At 47.1% G+C, this 18860-nt stretch carries 23 protein-coding genes and 1 other annotated feature; of the genes, 1 reads left to right on the top strand and 22 read right to left on the bottom strand.

What is annotated here, in order from left to right; all coding sequences use genetic code 11:
• Positions 1 to 13 precede the first annotated feature (13 nt).
• Positions 14 to 610, bottom strand: a complete 597-nt coding sequence (gene ruvA, locus QWY16_RS07935; protein ID WP_300992477.1) for a Holliday junction branch migration protein RuvA — start codon at positions 608 to 610, stop codon at positions 14 to 16.
• 125 nt (positions 611 to 735) lie between these two features.
• Between ruvA and QWY16_RS07930 the strand changes: the two genes are divergently transcribed.
• Positions 736 to 1269: a transcription repressor NadR gene (locus tag QWY16_RS07930; protein WP_300992476.1), complete on the top strand. Its 534-nt coding sequence runs from the start codon at positions 736 to 738 to the stop codon at positions 1267 to 1269.
• 384 nt (positions 1270 to 1653) lie between these two features.
• On the opposite strand, the gene pheA is transcribed toward QWY16_RS07930, so the two are convergent.
• The 21 genes from pheA to QWY16_RS07825 form a co-directional block, all read right to left on the bottom strand.
• Entirely contained in the window at positions 1654 to 2523 is an 870-nt protein-coding gene (gene pheA / locus QWY16_RS07925; protein WP_300992475.1) for a prephenate dehydratase, read from the bottom strand.
• A gap of 16 nt (positions 2524 to 2539) precedes the next feature.
• On the bottom strand, positions 2540 to 2992 hold the full coding sequence (locus tag QWY16_RS07920; protein WP_300992474.1) for an ACT domain-containing protein: 453 nt from the start codon (positions 2990 to 2992) through the stop codon (positions 2540 to 2542).
• A gap of 54 nt (positions 2993 to 3046) precedes the next feature.
• Positions 3047 to 4336, bottom strand: a complete 1290-nt coding sequence (gene obgE, locus QWY16_RS07915) for a GTPase ObgE (RefSeq protein ID WP_300992473.1) — start codon at positions 4334 to 4336, stop codon at positions 3047 to 3049.
• Positions 4337 to 4338: 2 nt separating this feature from the next.
• Positions 4339 to 4854, bottom strand: a complete 516-nt coding sequence (locus QWY16_RS07910; RefSeq protein ID WP_300992472.1) for a Spo0B domain-containing protein — start codon at positions 4852 to 4854, stop codon at positions 4339 to 4341.
• 341 nt (positions 4855 to 5195) lie between these two features.
• Positions 5196 to 5486 (bottom strand): 50S ribosomal protein L27, encoded by a 291-nt coding sequence (gene rpmA, locus QWY16_RS07905; RefSeq protein ID WP_204890370.1) that lies wholly within the window; start codon positions 5484 to 5486, stop codon positions 5196 to 5198.
• 13 nt (positions 5487 to 5499) lie between these two features.
• Positions 5500 to 5829 (bottom strand): ribosomal-processing cysteine protease Prp, encoded by a 330-nt coding sequence (locus QWY16_RS07900; protein ID WP_300992471.1) that lies wholly within the window; start codon positions 5827 to 5829, stop codon positions 5500 to 5502.
• Positions 5830 to 5832: 3 nt separating this feature from the next.
• Entirely contained in the window at positions 5833 to 6141 is a 309-nt protein-coding gene (gene rplU, locus QWY16_RS07895; protein ID WP_300992469.1) for a 50S ribosomal protein L21, read from the bottom strand.
• A 14-nt stretch (positions 6142 to 6155) separates the two neighbouring features.
• Positions 6156 to 6237: a sequence feature (ribosomal protein L21 leader region), on the bottom strand.
• A 374-nt stretch (positions 6238 to 6611) separates the two neighbouring features.
• Positions 6612 to 7415, bottom strand: coding sequence for a septum site-determining protein MinD (gene minD, locus QWY16_RS07890; RefSeq protein WP_300992467.1), 804 nt, complete (start codon positions 7413 to 7415; stop codon positions 6612 to 6614).
• A gap of 1 nt (position 7416) precedes the next feature.
• Positions 7417 to 8082 (bottom strand): septum site-determining protein MinC, encoded by a 666-nt coding sequence (minC, locus tag QWY16_RS07885; protein ID WP_300992466.1) that lies wholly within the window; start codon positions 8080 to 8082, stop codon positions 7417 to 7419.
• A 71-nt stretch (positions 8083 to 8153) separates the two neighbouring features.
• Positions 8154 to 8696 (bottom strand): rod shape-determining protein MreD, encoded by a 543-nt coding sequence (gene mreD / locus QWY16_RS07880; protein ID WP_300992464.1) that lies wholly within the window; start codon positions 8694 to 8696, stop codon positions 8154 to 8156.
• Positions 8693 to 9577 (bottom strand): rod shape-determining protein MreC, encoded by an 885-nt coding sequence (gene mreC / locus QWY16_RS07875; protein WP_300992462.1) that lies wholly within the window; start codon positions 9575 to 9577, stop codon positions 8693 to 8695. The genes mreD and mreC overlap by 4 nt, the downstream gene beginning before the upstream one ends.
• A 14-nt stretch (positions 9578 to 9591) precedes the next feature.
• Positions 9592 to 10620, bottom strand: coding sequence for a rod shape-determining protein (locus QWY16_RS07870; RefSeq protein WP_300992460.1), 1029 nt, complete (start codon positions 10618 to 10620; stop codon positions 9592 to 9594).
• Between the two features lie 89 nt (positions 10621 to 10709).
• On the bottom strand, positions 10710 to 11402 hold the full coding sequence (radC, locus tag QWY16_RS07865; RefSeq protein WP_300992458.1) for a RadC family protein: 693 nt from the start codon (positions 11400 to 11402) through the stop codon (positions 10710 to 10712).
• Complete coding sequence (locus QWY16_RS07860; RefSeq protein WP_300992456.1) at positions 11392 to 12003, bottom strand: Maf family protein; 612 nt, start codon at positions 12001 to 12003, stop codon at positions 11392 to 11394. Before QWY16_RS07860 ends, radC begins: the two co-directional genes overlap by 11 nt.
• A gap of 495 nt (positions 12004 to 12498) precedes the next feature.
• On the bottom strand, positions 12499 to 13254 hold the full coding sequence (locus tag QWY16_RS07855) for a prepilin peptidase (RefSeq protein ID WP_300992454.1): 756 nt from the start codon (positions 13252 to 13254) through the stop codon (positions 12499 to 12501).
• 194 nt (positions 13255 to 13448) lie between these two features.
• Complete coding sequence (locus QWY16_RS07850; protein WP_300992452.1) at positions 13449 to 14219, bottom strand: pilus assembly protein PilO; 771 nt, start codon at positions 14217 to 14219, stop codon at positions 13449 to 13451.
• The gene (locus QWY16_RS07845; protein WP_300992450.1) at positions 14216 to 15043 is read right to left on the bottom strand and encodes a PilN domain-containing protein; all 828 of its coding nucleotides are present in this window, start codon (positions 15041 to 15043) and stop codon (positions 14216 to 14218) included. The genes QWY16_RS07850 and QWY16_RS07845 overlap by 4 nt, the downstream gene beginning before the upstream one ends.
• Before the next feature lie 3 nt (positions 15044 to 15046).
• Positions 15047 to 15985 (bottom strand): type IV pilus biogenesis protein PilM, encoded by a 939-nt coding sequence (gene pilM, locus QWY16_RS07840; protein ID WP_300992448.1) that lies wholly within the window; start codon positions 15983 to 15985, stop codon positions 15047 to 15049.
• Between the two features lie 21 nt (positions 15986 to 16006).
• Entirely contained in the window at positions 16007 to 16465 is a 459-nt protein-coding gene (locus tag QWY16_RS07835) for a prepilin-type N-terminal cleavage/methylation domain-containing protein (RefSeq protein ID WP_300992446.1), read from the bottom strand.
• Between the two features lie 133 nt (positions 16466 to 16598).
• The gene (locus QWY16_RS07830; protein ID WP_300992444.1) at positions 16599 to 17810 is read right to left on the bottom strand and encodes a type II secretion system F family protein; all 1212 of its coding nucleotides are present in this window, start codon (positions 17808 to 17810) and stop codon (positions 16599 to 16601) included.
• Between the two features lies 1 nt (position 17811).
• The gene (locus QWY16_RS07825) at positions 17812 to 18858 is read right to left on the bottom strand and encodes a type IV pilus twitching motility protein PilT (protein WP_300992442.1); all 1047 of its coding nucleotides are present in this window, start codon (positions 18856 to 18858) and stop codon (positions 17812 to 17814) included.
• Positions 18859 to 18860: the final 2 nt, after the last annotated feature.

The following is an 18860-nucleotide window of genomic DNA, read 5'->3' as shown; positions in this document are numbered from 1 at the left end:
CGCCTCCTTTTCATCAGTTTTGTTTCAATAATAATTGCAAGGCTTTTTTCATATAGCCTTCCGTATTCAAATCGAGATCTTTCAATTTCGGCTTCACTTTCGCTATTTCACGTTCGGAATAGCCCAGTGCGCCAAGCGCGAGCATCGCTTCTTCAAGCTCCACATCATCATGCGCCAACAAGCCATGCGCCACGTCGGTTTCGAACGGTTCGCCGAAAAACTCCGACAGCTTGCCTTTCAAATCGAGAATCATCTGGCGTGCCGTCTTTTTGCCGACGCCCGGGAATTTCACGAGATACGACTCGTCTTCCCGCTCAATCGCTTCAATGACGTGCTGCGGCTGCCCGCTTGCTAAGATCGCGAGAGCCCCTTTCGGCCCGATTCCGGATACCGAGATGAGCTTGCGGAACAATTCCCGCTGCTCAAGTGTCGGAAAACCGAACAGCAGATGTGCGTCTTCTCTTACGTGATAATGGACAAAGACTTGCAGTTCCTCTGTTCCGAATGAGTATGGATTCGGCGCAAAAATCTGCCAGCCGATCCCTTGCTGTTCCACTACTAGATATTCAGGCGTCACTCGTGTGACAACCCCTTTTATGTAATCGTACATGTACGTCGCCCCTTCAATTTAACCTATTGATTATAGCATATTTGTTCGCCTTATACGAAATAAACCCGTTTGGAAAATAGGCATGTTAAAATAGAAATAACATTTAAGAAAGCTGGGATTCCATTATGACAAAACTCTACGGCGAACAACGCCGGCAAATCCTTCTGGAAAAATTAAAATTCTCGAGTGATCCATTGACCGGCGGCGAACTGGCGGCCTTTGCCGGCGTGTCGCGGCAAGTGATCGTCAGCGACATGACGCTCTTAAAAGCGCGCAATGAACCGATCATCGCGACGAGCCAAGGCTATCTGTATCTCCGCGAGCGTGGCACCGAAACAATCAGCCGCCGCATCGCCTGCCGCCATGAGCCGGAAGAAACCGAACGCGAATTAAAAATTCTCGTTGCAGCAGGCGTTACCGTCAAAGACGTATCGGTCGAGCATCCGGTTTACGGCGAACTGACAGCCGGCATCCATGTATCAAGTGAAAAAGATGTCGACTCGTTCATGCAGCGGGTCCGCGACACCGGAGCGAGCTTTCTGCTCGAGTTGACCGAAGGCACACATCTGCACACAATTACCGCGCCAAACGTCGCCATGCTGGAAAGCGCGATAGCCGCCATGCGGGAAAACGGCTTTTTGCTGGAAGACAACGAGTAGAATATGTGAAAAAACCCTGAAACCGGATCGCGGTTTCAGGGTTTTTGTTCGGTTAGAGTGTTTATGCGCGTTCGGGATTTTTTCTTTAATTACTAAGCTTTTCGCTGGAGAAAAGTTCCATATTGCTCTTAAAGAAAGCCATTCGCCGCGAATGGCTTTTGCTCTGTTAAGTTATTTAAATTCAAACCCTTGAATGCATGCTTTTCGCCGGCGAAAAGCGGACTTTCTATACTTAGTTTCTGTAAAAACTTTTATTTGCGTTCGTTCAGATTTATTTGCGCTCATGCGAATTTATTTGCGTTCAGCGACTGTTTATTTGCGTTCACCATTTTTCGACACTCGTCCAGACAAAAAATTCCGCAGCTCGCATGCTGCGGAATCTCTTTACTCGCTTCGGTACGTAAAATACGAGCCCAGCGTCTTCACTTCACAGCCGATGGCGGCCAGCTCTTCGAACGCACCGCGCATCATTGTGGCGCTTTCATCTTCCAAAACGTCGATGATGAAGAAATAATTGCCGAGTCCGGTTTTCAGTGGACGCGATTCGATTTTGCTTAAGTTCAGCTGTCGCCATGCAAACACAGACAGCACTTGATGAAGCACACCTGACCGGTCGTCTTTCGGCGGCGAAATCATCAAAGTCGTTTTGACTTGGCCTTCGTGATTCGCCACTTCCAATTTATGATCGGTTTTCGACAGCACAAAAAAGCGTGTGTGGTTGAAATGGAAATCATGGATGTCCCGATGCAGAATCGTCAAACCATATTTCTGCGCCGAAAATTCATTGCCAATGGCCGCAATCGGGCGCTCCGGCAGTTCAGATACCATCTTCGCCGCCGCTGATGTTGAGCTGTATTGCTCAAGCGGTGTGTTTTTATATGTATAATATAAAAATTTATGGCTCTGTGCCAAAGCTTGCGGATGCGAATAAATCGCTTCAAATGAATCGGCATCGGCATTTTCCGGATGCACCAGAAAATGCTGCCCAATCGGCGAAAGCACTTCAGCCGTGACGTATAATTGCGCTTCATGGAACAGATAATCCACCGTCAGCGAGACAGACCCTTCCAATGCATTTTCCAGTGGCACGACAGCGTAATCAACGCTGCCTTCCGCCACTGCTTCTATGCATTCCGGGATTGTTGCGAACGGAACTTGTTTGCCTTCCGGGAATACCCGGAGCGCCGCCAAATGAGTAAACGATGCTTCCGGTCCCAAATATGAAATACGGTTATTAGCAGTTTGTCCAGCCATCCAACCACTCCTCTATTTATGATGATCCACTTGATACAACTTCAGCTGACTCGACAAAATCGAGTTTTTTCAACTGTTGCAGAAAAGCATCCAAATCCATTTCCATCGCCGTTACGTCCAAAGACAATGTCACATTGGCACGGCCTTGGATCGGAATCGTCTGATGGATGGTCAAAATATTACAGCGGGCTTCAGCAACCGTTTGAAGAAGTGTCGCGAGCGTGCCTGAGCGGTCTTCCAATTGCAGGAATACCGTCAGAATCCGCTCTCTGACGATTGAATGGAATGGGAATACCGCATCTCGATATTTATAAAACGCAGATCGTGACAGACCGGTCTTATTGACCGCATCCAAAATCGACATGCGGTCGCGCTGCAGAAGCCGTTTGACTTCAAGCGTCTTCACCATGGCCTCGGTCAAAACGTCCTCCCGCACCAAATAAAACCGTTGTTCCGATATATCCTTCATTCATCAGCCCTCCAGATAAAGTGAAACTAAGGCTAACAGGGGTTCAACTCCCTATTAGTCCATAAATTCGAATTCAAACTCAAGCAAACGGACCGTGTCTCCGTTTTCCGCTCCGCGTTCGCGCAAAGCGTCATCAATGCCCATGCCGCGCATTTGGCGGGCAAATCGGCGAATCGAATCTTCCCGTGAGAAATCGGTCATTTTGAACAAACGTTCAATCGCATAGCCACTCAATACAAACGAACCGTCCGGATCGCGTGTGATGTCGAATCCATCGGCATCCGATTCGTGTTTGTAAAGAACTGTATTTTCTGATTCTTCGTCCACTTCGTCGATCAATGGGAACTCTGCAGTTACTTCCAACAAATCCGCAATCGCGAATAATAGATTTGACAAGCCTTGGCGGCTTAATGCAGAAATCGGGAAAATGCGTGCGTCTTCCGGCAATTTCTTGCGGAATTCTTTCAAGTTTTCTTCCGCATCCGGCATGTCCATTTTATTGGCTACAATCAATTGCGGGCGTTCAGTCAAGCGCATATTGTATTGCTTCAATTCTTCGTTGATGGTTACATAATCCTCATACGGATCGCGACCTTCCATGGCAGACATATCGATGACATGGATAATGACTCGTGTGCGTTCAATATGGCGCAGGAATTGATGGCCAAGCCCGATACCTTGGTGCGCGCCTTCAATCAATCCAGGTAAATCCGCCATAACGAAACTGCGCTGATCGTCTGTTTCAACCATGCCGAGATTCGGTACGATTGTTGTGAAATGGTATTCTGCAATTTTCGGTTTGGCAGCGGAAACGACTGATAAAAGAGTCGACTTTCCGACACTCGGGAATCCGACTAAACCGGCATCCGCCAATACTTTCAGTTCCATAATGACATTGCGTTCAAATCCTGGCTCTCCTTTTTCCGATAATTCCGGAGCCGGGTTTTGAGGAGTGGCAAAACGGGAGTTCCCGCGCCCTCCACGGCCACCGCGTGCGATGACTGCAGTTTGGCCATGTTCCACCAAATCGGCAATTGTTTCGCCTGTTTCGGCATCTTTTACGACTGTGCCAGGTGGAACTTTGATGAATGTATCGGTTGCTTTCGCTCCGTGCTGATTTTTGCTCATTCCGTGTGTTCCACGGTCAGCTTTGAAAATCCGTTTGTAGCGGAAATCCATTAATGTGCGCAAGCCTTCTTCAACGACAAATACGACATCGCCACCTTTACCGCCGTCCCCCCCTGCAGGACCGCCATCTGGTACATATTTTTCGCGGCGGAACGCAACCATTCCGTCCCCGCCGTCGCCACCTCTAACATAAACTTTTACGTGATCGACAAACATAATTATCCCTCCATCTGTGCGCGTACAGTCAGTTTCATACTGTCCGAATCGCACTCTTTTACTGCATATAACCCTGAAACTTCCGGAAACTCAATCTCCGTCCAATTTCCGTTCAATGTTATTTCCATCATCAATGACTCTTCCTCATTCGCTAACCTGACGCAGCATTCATGCTCCGCATACGGGTCCATTTGCGGCAGCGCCGTCGCCACAAAAAGCTCTAGCAGACGGGTAAAAGCTGCATCCAGTTCCACCGGCGCCCGGTGTGCCAAACATTCCACATGAAAATGAAACTCCGGATGCTGCCATTTTGCGAGCAGCAGCCATTCCTCTGTCAAGGGCATCTTCAAACCGGCAAGCCGGCTGAGATGCACAGCCGCTTCGGCATGCGAGCGAATAATCGCTTGAGCCTCTTCCTGCCGACCAAGATCCAAATACATATTGATCAACTGCAATTCATTCAAGAAGTCATGGCGCGCATGCCGCAGCGATTGTGCCACCGTTGTCATTTCTTTCATAAGTCACGTCCCGTGTCAGCTTCTTTGCCCCCGCTTTAACGGTCAGTTCGATCTCCGCTTTTCAGCGGAGTTCTACTGTCCATAAAAGCCCGATTGGATCAACTAGCCACCACCGGATAGTGCCCGGTGATGACAGTTTCTCTTTACCCCGCTTTAACGGTCAGTTCGACCTCCGCTTTTCAAGCGGAGTTCTACTGTCCATAAAAGCCCGATTGGATCAACTAGCCATCACCGGATAGTGCCCGGTGATTGCAGTTTCTCTTTATCCCAGTATACCAATATTTCTTTGGAATTTCTCGAAAAAGAAAAAGGGCTGCAAGCGCAGCCCTTTTCGTTTTGTATTAAGCTTCTTGTGCTACAGGGTATACGCTCACTTTTTTTCTGTCGCGTCCGTAACGTTCGAAACGTACGATTCCGTCAACTTTTGCAAAAAGTGTATCGTCTCCACCGCGTCCTACGTTTTCGCCAGGGTAAATTTTAGTACCGCGTTGACGGTATAAAATTGAGCCGCCAGAAACGAGTTGGCCGTCTGCACGTTTTGCGCCAAGGCGTTTAGATTCTGAGTCACGTCCGTTTCTCGTTGAACCTACACCTTTTTTGGATGCAAAAAACTGAAGATCTAATCTTAACATTCTGTTCCACCTCCTAAGCTGTGAAGGTTATTTTGATATATTTTCCGTAATCATGTTCAATCGTTTTTAAGGAAACGATCATGGCACGCACGAGCAATTGAACTTGCTCTTCTGTTTTCTCATCAAGGCCTTCGGGAAACACGACTTTCAAAAAGCCGCTGCTTTCCTGCTGGATTTGGGGTTCAATTTTCGTCAGCTCCATAATGGCATTCACCGCTCCAAATGAGACAGCGGATGCTCCAGCACATACGAGGTCTTGCCCGTGTTCAGCAAAATCCGCATGACCCGACATTTCGAAAGACAAAATGCGGTTAGACGTTTCTTTTACGTTTACTCGTATCATTTCTTACAGGTTGATCGCGTCGACAGTCAATTTCGTGTATGGCTGACGATGACCTTGTTTTTTATGGTAGTTCTTTTTCGCTTTGTATTTGAAGACCGTGATTTTTTTCTGTTTGCCGTGTTTTTCAACTTTAGCTGTAACAGTAGCTCCTTCAACAAAAGGAACACCCACTTTAGCGTCTTCTCCACCTACGAATAAAACTTTGTCAAATGTGATGACGTCACCAGCTTCTCCGTTCAATTTCTCAACGTAGATCTCTTGGCCCGCTTCAACTTTGATTTGTTTACCACCAGTTTCAATAATTGCGTACATATCCTTGCACCTCCTCTTAGACTAAGACTCGCCTATTCAGGTGATCGCATTGCTGCAGATTCTTACATGACCTGATTCGAGCGGTTGTAGCACAGGTGCGCTACAAACATAACATTAGAATAATACCATATGCTCAGTGCTGCGTCAACAGTTATTCGGATATTTGCAGGAATGGAATAAAGAAAACTTCGATCCGCTGCAACTTATTTCTACTAATTGTTAATTACCCTGGATCAAGATTTTATAACCAGTGTAATAAAACCCGTTTATTGTCGGGATTTTTGGTGAATGATCATAGAACCGTCGTGAATGCTCTTAGAACTCTCCTGAGTGATCATAGAACCGCTTCGAACGCTCTTAGAACTTCCCCGAGTGATCATAGACTCCCAAATATTGCTCATAGAACTGCCCCAAGTGATCATAGAATTTCCCCATACAAAAACCCCCGCATCTCTGCGGGGGCCAAGCTATCAGGATTTCGCGAAAATCGCTTTGATTTTTGAAAAAACGCCTTGGTTCTTTTTATCCATCGTCATCAGCGGCACGGATTCACCCAGAATCCGGCGGGCAATGTTGCGGTAGCCAAGAGCGGCACGGTTGGTCGGATCCATCACAACCGGCTCGCCGCGGTTCGAGCTTGAGATGACCGTTTCGTCATCGGCTACGATTCCCAGCAAGTCGATGGAAAGATGCGTCGTGATTTCATTGATATCCATTGAATCGCCGGCATTCATCAAATGCTGGCGAATACGGTTGATGATCAATTTTGGCGGTTCGATTCCTTCTTCAAGTTCCAAAAGGCCGATGATGCGGTCGGCGTCGCGCACTGCTGAAATTTCAGGAGTGGTTACGACAATTGCTTTGTCCGCACCAGCAACGGCGTTTTTATAGCCTTGCTCGATACCAGCCGGGCAGTCGATGATGACGAAATCGTACTCTTTTTTCAGTTCAGTGACGAGTTCCTTCATCTGTTCCGGATTGATCGCGTTTTTATCTGTCGTCTGCGCAGCAGGCAGCAAATACAGCATATCATCAAAACGTTTATCTTTAACAAGCGCTTGATGCACTTTGCAGCGGCCATCGAGGACGTCCACCAAATCGTAAATGATCCGGTTTTCGAGCCCAAGAATAACATCTAAATTCCGTAAACCTATATCCGTATCGATCAAGCATACCTTTTTCCCTTGAAGAGCCAATGCAGTGCCGAGATTGGCGGTTGTCGTCGTCTTTCCGACGCCTCCCTTACCTGATGTAATCACTATTGCTTCTCCCACATTAGCTTCCTCCTTTAAACGTTGAAATTTCAGGCCGCAAGAATCGCAATTCCTGCAAACGGTCGATAATGATGCTGCCATTTTTATGTAAATAAGCACATTCCATTTCCGGCTGTTCCGATAACACTGTCAACTCATCTGTCATAATTTCCAATTCGTCATCGATCTGCAAATGCGTTGCTTCGAGCCATGAAGCGGCAATGACCGCCTCCCGGTTGCCGTTCGCCCCTGCATGCGCGATGCCTTTCAAACGGCCCAGCACATAAATATTGCCGCCGGCGACGACGCGGCCGTTCGGATTGACGTCCCCGACAACGACGAGGTCGCCTTCCGCTCTGACGATTTGGCCAGAGCGTACGATGCCGACATACGTTTCGGACTGGCGCTCCAGAATACGGCGATTGCTTTCTTCAACCGTAATCACATCGCTTTTCACACTAATGACGCGCAACTCCGTATCTTTTTGCGTGATGTTGGTAATTTCTTTGATCTGGGCTTCCGTGCAATACCGGTTGCCAAGGTTAATCTGTACTTCTGCACTGCCTTCAAGCGCAGGGTCCGACACCTTTGCCTGCAGCTCTTTTAGCAGATCGGTGTAAGAACACTGGTCGTCGAGCTGCAGCACAAGCCCCTGTTTCGTCCCTTTGATATAGACAAGATTCTTCAAAAATGTGTCACCTGCGCTTCCATTATAATAAATTAAAACTTGAACCACCAAGTTTTACCGCTTTTAAATAGCTATCCGTTAAAGCGTGATAAACTCGGATTTTTCCGCCGTGCTTCAAACCGGCCGACAATCATTGATCTGAATGCCCAGCCGAGAATGACCAAGAACATCGAGTTTGCAATCATCGTCGGCATCAGCCGTGTATCGAAAAATGTGCCTATCGGAATCGACGTCAACGAGATCAAGGAGAAAAACTGATACAGGATAAATTCAAATGCAGCAGTCAATACCAAGGTCACCATCGTCGTGATGTATAAATTCCGTTGCAGGTTTTTCACGATGTATCCAGCCAGCACACAAATCGCCGGATACAAAAAAGAATATAGACCAATTATATCGATGAAAAAGACATCATACAAGAGGCCGAAAAATAATCCGTAAAACATTGCGTGTTTTGTGTCGAAATAAACCGACACAAAAATCAAAAACATAATCAGAAAACGGGGGACGACATAATAATATTCCCCGCCGATCTGTAATGGCGAAAACAAGCCGAATACCGGTTCCAAGTAAAACAGGAAAAGCCCGATCAACGGAATCAGAAATCTCATCATGATTCCTCATCTCCGACTTCTCCATTATCTTCCCCGTCTACTTCCGGTAAAACCCGATCCGCAATCACGACATGATTCAGCAGCGAAAAATCAGCCGCCGGTTTAACATACACCAGCTTCGTCAAACCGAATTCATCAATGGCGATTTCCGTAATTTCCCCGATGACGATGCCTTTCGGGAAAATGCCGCCGAGTCCGCTTGAAATGACTTGCTGGCCTACTTTCAAGTCGATATCTGCATCAATCCGTTTCAGCAGCAATTCGCGGCGTTCCACGTCATAGCCTTCGATCAAGCCGAAAACATCTTTTTTGCCGCCGATTACCATGGCCGATACCCGGTAATTCGGATTCTGGGTCGAAATCAATTCAACAGTGGAAGTGAACGGCGTAGTCAAGACCACTTTGCCGATAAGGCCTTGAGCAGTCATAACGGCCATATTTTCCTTGACCCCGTTCGTCGATCCTTCATTGATGATGATTTTCTCTTCCCATTGATCCGGATTGCGGGCAATGACGGTGGCATGGATCGGGTTGTAGCTGCGCAAATCTTCTTCTTTGCCGACAAGTGCTTTCAGTTCGTCGTTCTCAGAACGCAGATTGGTCGCTTCCGCTTGCACGCTTGCAAACTCTTCTAAACGCGATTTCAAATACTTATTTTCTTCATATGTATTTAAAAGAGAATCTATGCTGTCAAAAATCCCAGTGACGAAATGAGCGGGTCCGGAAAAGACCATTTGGCCGGCTCCGACGCCATCCTTGATGATTTGCTCCGGCAGCGACACATTATCGCGGTCCCGGAGAGAAAAAGAAATTAAAGCAACAAGCAGGATGACGCCCAACAGCAGCAAAATAAGCCGCTTGTTTGTAAAAAAATGGAACATTACGGCAATCCTCCTTATTTATGTGATTGCTGGCGTCGAACCTGTTCTATATTATCTAAAGCTTTACCAGTTCCGATCGCTACGCAGTCCAATGGATTTTCTGCGATGATCACTGGCAGACCCGTTTCATCCGCAATCACTTTGTCCAGGTTCTTAAGCAAAGCTCCGCCACCTGTCAACACAATTCCGCGCTCCATGACATCCGCTGACAGTTCAGGCGGCGTCTTTTCAAGCGTGGATCTGATGGCGACCATAATCGATTCGATCGCTTCTTTCAGCGCTTCAGAGATTTCTGCTGCAGTGATTTCAATCGTTTTCGGCAGCCCAGTAAGCATATCACGTCCACGGATTTCCATTTTAGCATTTTTCTCTTCTTCTGTTACAGTGCTGGCAGAACCAATTTCCATTTTAATCGCTTCTGCTGTCCGTTCACCGATCATAACGTTATATGTTTTGCGGATATGCTGGGTAACCGCAATATCAAATGCATCCCCAGCAACGCGGACAGACTGGCTAGAGACAATTCCGCCAAGTGAAATGACGGCCACTTCAGTCGTACCGCCACCAATATCGACGACCATACTGCCGGTAGGTTCCCAAACAGGCAGATTTGCGCCGATTGCAGCTGCAAACGGCTCTTCAATAGTATAAGCTTCGCGGGCTCCAGCCTGGCGAGCGGCATTAATGATAGCGCGGCTTTCCACGGAAGTGATGCCATAAGGCACACAAATCATGATGTTCGGTTTCTGCCAGTTGCGGCCGGACGATTTCAACGCTTCCCGCAAATAATATTGGATCATCGCTGCAGTCGTATCGAAATCAGCGATCACTCCGTCTTTCATCGGACGGATCGCGACGATTGACCCAGGTGTACGGCCCATCATTTTGCGTGCTTCGTTCCCGACTGCAAGGATCTCACCCGTAATGGTGTTCTTAACAACAACAGACGGTTCACGAAGAACAATCCCTTTATCTTTAATGAAAACCAGCGTATTAGCCGTACCTAAATCTATCCCTACATCTTTCGATCCAATTCCAAACACGTAAATTCTTCCCTTCTTTATATGCCAAAGTGCCATAGAGTCAATACAATACCTTTCATTATAGCCGAAATGAAGAGAAAGTAACAGTCCTACATAAATCCCTTTTCGTTCAAGGAAGTGAACTGATGGTCGCCTATAATTATATGATCCAATAGCTCTATGCCGATGATGCTTCCCGCTTCCATCAAACGCTTGGTAACAGCGATGTCTTCAGGGGAAGGCGCCGGATTGCCGGACGGGTGATTATGGGCACAAACTATTGACGCAGAAGAACGCCTCACCGCTTCCCGGAAAATTTCGCGCGGATGGACGATGCTGGCGTTCAAACTGCCGACAAATATGGTCTGTTTATGCATGACCTGGTTTTTGATATTGAGGAACAATACGACGAAATGTTCCTGTTTGAGTGAAGTCATATCCGCCATCAAATACGAAGCGGCATCTTTCGGGGAACGGATGGTGAATTTCGTATCGGTCTGTTTCGAGGACAGACGCCGGCCAAGCTCAACCGCCGCGAGGAGCTGCACCGCTTTTGCCTGGCCGATGCCTTTGATGGAAATCATTTCTTCAATCGTCGCGTCTTTCAATCCCTGAATCTGTTCAAAATAAGTCAGGACCCGGTTCGCCAAATGCAAAACCGATTCCTGTTTCGTGCCGGTGCGCAGCAAAATCGCGATGAGCTCCTGGTTCGATAAGCTCATCGCGCCTTGGTTGACCAGCCGCTCTCTCGGGCGGTCAGCAGCATGGACGTCCCGGATCATCAATGCCTGTTCAATCTGCATGGACGCGGCTCCCTTCCAGTGCAATATAACCCGACAGCAGCAGCTTTTGTGTCAAGCTCGCTATCGGCAAACCGACGACCGTATTGTAATCGCCGTCAATTTTTCTGACGAATAAGCCGGACATTGTCTGGATGCCGTATGCGCCCGCTTTGTCGTACGGGTCATCGGTGCTGGTATAAGCCTCGATCCAGTCTTCAGGCAAGTCGTAGAACGTCACACGGGTCATTTCATGGAACGACTGCTCGCTATTGCCTTTGACGATCGTGATCGCTGTGATGACGTCGTGCGTCTGGCCTGACAGCCGGTGCAGATATTCCTGGGCTTGCTGTTTGCTCTGCGGCTTGCGCAAAATCTCACCGTCCAGTACGACGACCGTATCCGAACCGATGACGACCGCTTCCGGATGTGTTTTCGCGACGTCTTTCGCTTTTTGCATCGCGCATTCAATGACGTAGCCCATCGCCGTCTGGAACTGCGACGGGTCCGGCTCTTCTTTCAAACTCGGGATGATCGAAAAGTCGATGCCGATGCCTTCCAATAATTCTTTTCTGCGCGGTGATGCTGAAGCCAGGATGACCGGCTGAGTGGCTTTGAATTTCATAACTAAATTCCTCCCTTTTTTAGCATCATACCCAAAATCCGAAAAGATGAAAATTGTAGGCAAATTCGCAAAAATTATTTTTGCCGGGAAATGCGCATATCAAAAATGAGATTTGGCGGTGGTTTTCTGCGAGAAGCGATTAGCTGCACCGCTCAAATTAATATTTTAATGAAATATTGTTTGTAAGGTAAGTGCTTTAAAATCGAATTCGCTCCAGGCGGACGCTTTCCGCGGGAGGCCCGCGAGCCTCCTCGAGCTTCGCTCTCCGGGGTCTCGCCTGGACCTCTTTTTCCGCTGGAGTCGCCGCCTTCTGCTAATTCAATAGGTTATCTGTTTGTACATCGTAAATAAAATTTAATCTACTCTTAATTATTTCCACTTTGTTTCAAATCAAAAAGAATATGTATCTTGATCAAACTTGTCAAAGGAAATTACAGATGTATGTAAAGCCTGACATGAAATTTTAATCAACAAAAAAAGATGAAGCCATTAGCTTCATCCCCAGAAATTCATATACCAGTTCAATAACGTGTCGCCCCAGAAATAAGTGATGACGGCGCCAAGTGCAATCGACGGACCGAATGGCACCGGTGTCTTGCGGTCTTGGTTGTTGATGCGCAGCTGAATGATTCCAGCAATCGCTCCAATGAGCGAAGCAAAGAACAAGGTCATTAACGTGCCACTCGTCCCGAGCACCAAACCGATGACGAAAAACAGTTTGATGTCGCCGCCGCCCATGCCGCCTTTTGAAACAATGGCAATCAATAATAAAATACCGAATCCAATAGCAGCACCGAGCAATGCATCCCACCACGGGTCGAGCGGGATGAACAAACGCAATGCCAATAAAACGATACCGACTGGTAAAAGCACCTTATCCGGAATCAGCATATAAGCGATATCCGAGACCATGATGATGACCAGAAGCGATACGAAAATGAGCGCAACAATCAGTTCAGGCGTAAAACCCAGCTGCCAAAACGAAATGGCAAATAACGCGGCTGTGATTGCTTCCATCAACGGGTAGACCCAATGGATCTTTTCTCCGCATGAACGGCAGCGCCCTCTCAAGAATAAATAAGAAAATACCGGAACCAAGTCGAGCGCCGTCAGCTGGCGGTCGCATTTCGTGCAATGGGAAGGCGGAAAAGCGATCGATTCGTTTTTCGGCACGCGCAATCCTACGACATTATAGAACGAGCCGAACACGAGCCCAAATATTGAAAAGAAAGCTGTATAGGTGATAAACATAGAAACCCTTCTTCACTTTTAAATTTTTATACATACGTTACTTCAGTGTTGATATTCCGCAAAACAGCTGCGCTTGCCGCGGGCGTCTCCGCTGTTTGGCTCCATATCATAAAATAGACTAACAATAGGAAATTAGAATACACCTTATTAAAAAAGGAGAAATCACAATGATTTCTCCTTGCCTGTTTTATCCATTACTGGCTGTCAGTTGCTGATTGGTCGGCTCCGACATTGACTTCAACGTCTACATCAACGTTCGTCTCGTCTTCGACAGGTATGGCTACCTCTTCCTCAACTAAAGCCGTGCCGTCGTTTTGCGGCAACGGATTCATCTTGCCGGCTGGCGGCGGTGCATCGACTTTCGGAAGTGTGTCAGCTAAAGCGATCAGATCCGGACGGAAATATGCGGAAAAGCTCAGCGTGACGTCAAGCGGTTCTTTTACCGCTTCCACAGTCGTCACTTCATCATTGGCGCCAAAGTCGATCGAGTCAATGACCAGGATGCGGTCCATCGCTTCGATTTCTTTGATGAATGTCGTAATGCCATGATAATCTGCTGTCTGAAAAGCGACAGTGGTTTTGACTTGCTGAAGATTTTCCAGGCCTTCGACCGGCACCGGCAATGTTACCGGCTCTTCCACAATGCCGATATCCGTTATAAGCGATTCTGAAAGCAGCTCTGCTTGTTCAATCTGCAAAACAAGCAGTTCTGATAAAGGTTCGATTGAGACTTTCTGCTGCAGTTCGCTGGTGCTAATTTTCTCGCCTTCTGGCAATTCTTTCAATTGCGTCTGAAGTGAGATCAAGACGTCGCGTTCAGAGCTTAAAGTTTGTTCAGCCTGTAAGCGTGCATCTTTCGTCGGTGCATAGACCATAAAATAGGAATAAGCTCCAAGTGCCAATAAAAAGACAATCGCTAAAATGATCAGGCCTTTTTCTTTCTGGCTTTTCGTCATACTGCTCATTGTCCATTCCCCTCCGTTCCTTCTGGAGTGGCAGGTGTTTCCTGGTTCACTTCTACATCCACATCAACCTTCGCAGCCGGTTCGGTTGCTGGTGTTTCTGTTGTTTCAGCTGGTGGGGTTTCTGTAGCTGGAGCATCTGCTGGAGTCTCAGCAGGCGGCGTTTCGGCAGCTGGCTGTTCTGCAGTACCTTCTGCCGGCACTTCGCCTTCAACCACTTCCGCCGGAATCCGGTCATCAACAAACAACAAAGTGTAAGTTGCCAGGTAACGAGGATTTTCAACTACTACATCTTCCTCTTCAACCACTACAACCGTTTCACCAGTAGTCGGTGCTGCATCTGCTTCCAGCTCCTCTTGAGTCACAGAATCTAAAGTAGCTGATTTAAGCAATTCAGAAGTTTTTAACTGAGCTAAATAAAACGCAGCTTCACGGGCGGTATCGAACTGCACGGTCAAGACAGCTTGATCGAGTCCCACATAAGAGAAACTATCGAAAAATCCGCGAGCCGGCAATTTGGATACCAAGTCCTTTAAAAGCGGCAAAGTATCAAATTGATAGCTTTCCGCCCAGTCGACGGTGACTTTCAATTGCTGTTCTTCATTCATGCCTTGCTTTGCTTCCAATTGCTCGCGGATAGCCGCTTGTTCTGCTGCTACTTGCGCTGTTTGGGCTGTCAGTTCAGTTTGTTCGTTTTCATTGGCATTCGCCAAAAACGCAAAGACTGCCCAAAGAATGACAGCAAGCAATAAAATAGAAATCGCCGCAATGATAAAAGCGGGGCGGTCCCGCTCTTTCTGCGGCAATAAGTTAATATCGACAAGCATGGATCACACCTCTTTCAGCGCAAGACCGATGGCGCGGTTAAAACGTCCGGGTACAGCTTCCGAATTGTCGGAAGGGATGGCATCGATGACAACCGGCAAAACAGGCAAAGAAAAACGCTCTTCCAAACGTGTCCGGAACGCGTCCCAATCGCTGTATTCACCGTTACAAATCACTTTCGTAATGCCGACTTCGCCGCCGTTCATATTATAGCTATAAAAATTGGCAAGCTTTTCGGATTCCTCTTCGATCACTTCCATCACCGCTGCAGGGTCTTCAGAAATCGTCGATGACACTTCCAGATCGACCGGCCGCATAAACAGAGGAAAATGCTCATGGAAAATGGAAATTGTCATTTTCTTCGACTGCAGATCGATCAGCATGACATGCTCGTCTTCCGTGAAATCATGCTGCAGATAAGCCAGCCGGTATAAAGCGAGCGGCGTGATATCAGCTACAACCGCTTTTAACTTCACATTGTCTATTGCATTTTCATAATCCTGGATGACCGATTCTTTCGAAGCGATGATGATCACTTCCGGTTCTTCGGTATCGGTATGGTACGGCACCACATCAAAGACGGGATCTTCGAAGGGCAAGTAAAGCGTTGAACCGATTTCGATGAAGAAATGGCCTTTCAGTTCATCGGTTTCAACATCTTCGGGGTATGGTACTTTGCGGATAATAACGAATTCGTCAGGGGCGAGGAATCGGACTGACTTCTTAGAGAGACCCCACTGATTGACAGCCTTATCGAGTATCGCTTCCAGCGCTTCGGTGTCGATGATTTTCCCGTCTTCAATGATGCCAGCGGGAAGAGCAAGCTCTTCCGCACAGCTTAATTGAAGCGGTGAATGGGATTTCAAATCGACATGACGAATCGCGTCTTCTTCTATAGTTATTGTCGCGACTCGCGCTTTTCTCGATAAAAACGATAAGGCCATTTTTTCAGCTCCTATTTATAATTATTTCTTTGTTGCAACTACTGTTCCCGTAGTATTATCACGCGTACTATTAGCATAGTCCGCAATGTGTTTTTTAGTTGCTTCATTAAAAGTAACTTCGATTTTTCCATCTATTGCCGGAGTTGCTGTTTTAATAGTATTTAAAGCACTAGATGTTCCAAAAGTAATAACCGCTGCAGGTGGTAATTTACCAGCAGAATCAAGATATTTTGCATCTAAAAGTTGCTGCACAGTAACACTTCCAGTCGTTGCTGGGATATCTAATTTGTAAAGCTCCGCAGCACTAAGTGCATTTGTAGCATCAGATTTAATAGCACCCACACGTGAATTATCAATTATTCCTCCAATTGCCGGAATAGCAATCGCTGCGATAATAGCGATAATAACGATAACTGCCAAAAGCTCGATCAACGTCATACCTTTTTCATTTTTCAACTTCTTCTGAAGATATTTCTTCATTGTGTTTTCCCCCTATAATTTGTAAATTAAGTACTACCTTGAGTACATCTTAATTATAACAATAGTCGCAGATTATACAATAGCATTTTTCAATTTTTTTAGAATTATTTTCATTTATTTTTGATATTTAGCCCTACATTTTGTCTACATTCTGGAACATTTCAAACATCGGCATCATAATGGATAGTATTATAGTCCCGACTAATGCAGCGAGCACAACAATCATTAAGGGTTCTATCAACGCTTTCAATCGGTCGGTCTCCGCTTCCACTTCTTGCTCGTAGAATTCGGCCACTTTCGCCAGCATATGGTCCAGCGATCCGGTCTGTTCGCCGATTGCAATCATATGCGGGATAAGGGGCGGAAACGCCCAATGGTTCTTCATCGGTTCTGTCAGAGAACCTCCGCGCTCGAGTGAATCCCGGGATGCCAGGATGACTTTTGACATCACCGCATTGCCGACCACTTTCTCCGTCATGGTCATTGCCTGCAGAATCGGCACTGAACTGGAAAACAACGAACTCAATGTACGAGTAAGGCGTGCCAATGCTGATTTTTTCAGCATTTGGCCAAACAGTGGGATTTTTAATACAATCGTATCCAGTATGAACCGGCCTTTTTCACTTCGCTTCATGAGCCAAATGATTCCAAAGAAAAGAAGGGCTACTAAAACGAGAATATACCAGTAACCTTTGACAAAATCACTGGCGCCCATCACCACTTGCGTAAGCATTGGCAGTTCCCCGCCCATCCCTTCAAACATCTCAGCGAACATCGGGACGATTGAAGACAGCAGGAAAATCACAACTCCGATTGCAATAATGCCTACAACTACGGGATATGACATCGCGGAAATCACTTTTTGTCTTGTCTGATAAGCCTTATCGTAATGCGTCGCCAAACGGTCGAGCGAATCATCGATGGTTCCCGACAGTTCTCCGGCACGGATCAAGTTGATGGTCAGCGGTTCAAAGATTTTTGGGTACTTTGCGAAAGAATGGGACAATGAATTCCCTTTTCGCAGTTCATCGTCCACTTCGCTTAAAGTTTTACGCAGCGCTTTGGATTCGACTTGCTGGGACAGGATTTTCACCGCATCTACGATAGTCACCCCTGCGCGCATCAACGTCGAAAACTGGCGCAGGAACATGATGAATTGATCCCGTTTTACCGGATTACCGAATGAGATGTCTTTTTGAAGAGCCGTAGCCGGGATTTCACGGATATCGATGACGCGCACGCCTTCATCCCGCAGTTTTTCAACTGCAGCCCGTCGGCTATCGGCCATAATGATGCCCGACCTAATTTTCTTGCGGTCTCGCCCTTCATATTTGAAACGGGCCATATTAGTCTTCACCTACCATGAATGCTGATGCAATTTGGCGTGTAATGATGCCTTTTTTCAACAACTCCTGGACAGAAGTTGTCATCATATGCATGCCCGCAGCCCGGTTGGTCAAAATAATGTTCGGAATTTGATGCACTTTCGACGTGCGGATTAAGTTGGCAATTGCCGGGTTGTTAATCAGAATTTCAGTGGCGGCAATCCGGCCTTTGCCGTCGGCCGTTGGCAACAAGCGCTGTGAAATAACAGCTTTCAAAATTCCACCGAGTTGTGTCCGGATTTGGGCATGCTGTTCCGGCGGAAATACGTCGATGATCCGTTCTACGGTTGAAGCGGCGCTCGACGTATGGAGCGTTCCCAAAACCAAGTGGCCTGTTTCAGCTGCAGTGATCGCGGTCGTGATCGTCTCCAAGTCCCGCATCTCACCGACCAGGATCACATCAGGATCTTGGCGAAGTGCCGCACGAAGCCCGTTTGCGAACGAATTCGTGTCAAAGCCGACTTCCCGCTGGTCGATGACCGATGTACCGTGCTTATGCATATATTCAATCGGATCTTCCAGCGTGATGATGTGCTTTGTCAAGTGTTCGTTCATGTGGCGGATCATCGCTGCAAGCGTTGTCGACTTGCCTGAACCGGTCGGCCCGGTCACCAGTATCAAGCCTTGATGGGTATCAGCCAATTTTTTCAATGTATCCGGCATATTCAAGTCATCGATAGTCGGTATCTTTGACGGAATGGAACGGAATGCATGTGAAATGGATCCGCGCTGGTGGAATGAGTTGACACGGAAACGGGCCACTCCAGGAATGGAGTAGGAATAATCCATCTCGCCTTTTTCCAGGAATGTATCCCATAACGATTCCGGCATCAAAACGCGGGCAATTTCTTTTGTAACTTCCGGCATCAATTTTTCATCGCCGTATTGTTTTAATGTTCCGTGCATCCGGAATACCGGAGGAATGCCGGTCGTCATATGGATATCGGAAACTTTCATATCGATGGCTGCAGTTAAGACGGTATCGATAAAATTTAATGTTGTATTCATAG

The sequence above is a fragment of the Planococcus shenhongbingii genome (assembly GCF_030413635.1).
GTDB lineage: Bacteria > Bacillota > Bacilli > Bacillales_A > Planococcaceae > Planococcus > Planococcus shenhongbingii.
This window is presented reverse-complemented; position numbering and strand designations above follow the sequence as displayed.

Bases quoted from the DNA above. Each gene is read 5' to 3' on its own strand.
- ruvA (WP_300992477.1), bottom strand. From the start codon at position 610: ATGTACGATTACATAAAAGGGGTTGTCACACGAGTGACGCCTGAATAT.
- QWY16_RS07930 (WP_300992476.1), top strand. From the start codon at position 736: ATGACAAAACTCTACGGCGAACAACGCCGGCAAATCCTTCTGGAAAAA.
- pheA (WP_300992475.1), bottom strand. From the start codon at position 2,523: ATGGCTGGACAAACTGCTAATAACCGTATTTCATATTTGGGACCGGAA.
- QWY16_RS07920 (WP_300992474.1), bottom strand. From the start codon at position 2,992: ATGAAGGATATATCGGAACAACGGTTTTATTTGGTGCGGGAGGACGTT.
- obgE (WP_300992473.1), bottom strand. From the start codon at position 4,336: ATGTTTGTCGATCACGTAAAAGTTTATGTTAGAGGTGGCGACGGCGGG.
- QWY16_RS07910 (WP_300992472.1), bottom strand. From the start codon at position 4,854: ATGAAAGAAATGACAACGGTGGCACAATCGCTGCGGCATGCGCGCCAT.
- rpmA (WP_204890370.1), bottom strand. From the start codon at position 5,486: ATGTTAAGATTAGATCTTCAGTTTTTTGCATCCAAAAAAGGTGTAGGT.
- QWY16_RS07900 (WP_300992471.1), bottom strand. From the start codon at position 5,829: ATGATACGAGTAAACGTAAAAGAAACGTCTAACCGCATTTTGTCTTTC.
- rplU (WP_300992469.1), bottom strand. From the start codon at position 6,141: ATGTACGCAATTATTGAAACTGGTGGTAAACAAATCAAAGTTGAAGCG.
- mreD (WP_300992464.1), bottom strand. From the start codon at position 8,696: ATGATGAGATTTCTGATTCCGTTGATCGGGCTTTTCCTGTTTTACTTG.
- mreC (WP_300992462.1), bottom strand. From the start codon at position 9,577: ATGTTCCATTTTTTTACAAACAAGCGGCTTATTTTGCTGCTGTTGGGC.
- radC (WP_300992458.1), bottom strand. From the start codon at position 11,402: ATGCAGATTGAACAGGCATTGATGATCCGGGACGTCCATGCTGCTGAC.
- QWY16_RS07860 (WP_300992456.1), bottom strand. From the start codon at position 12,003: ATGAAATTCAAAGCCACTCAGCCGGTCATCCTGGCTTCAGCATCACCG.
- QWY16_RS07855 (WP_300992454.1), bottom strand. From the start codon at position 13,254: ATGTTTATCACCTATACAGCTTTCTTTTCAATATTTGGGCTCGTGTTC.
- QWY16_RS07850 (WP_300992452.1), bottom strand. From the start codon at position 14,219: ATGAGCAGTATGACGAAAAGCCAGAAAGAAAAAGGCCTGATCATTTTA.
- QWY16_RS07845 (WP_300992450.1), bottom strand. From the start codon at position 15,043: ATGCTTGTCGATATTAACTTATTGCCGCAGAAAGAGCGGGACCGCCCC.
- pilM (WP_300992448.1), bottom strand. From the start codon at position 15,985: ATGGCCTTATCGTTTTTATCGAGAAAAGCGCGAGTCGCGACAATAACT.
- QWY16_RS07835 (WP_300992446.1), bottom strand. From the start codon at position 16,465: ATGAAGAAATATCTTCAGAAGAAGTTGAAAAATGAAAAAGGTATGACG.
- QWY16_RS07830 (WP_300992444.1), bottom strand. From the start codon at position 17,810: ATGGCCCGTTTCAAATATGAAGGGCGAGACCGCAAGAAAATTAGGTCG.
- QWY16_RS07825 (WP_300992442.1), bottom strand. From the start codon at position 18,858: ATGAATACAACATTAAATTTTATCGATACCGTCTTAACTGCAGCCATC.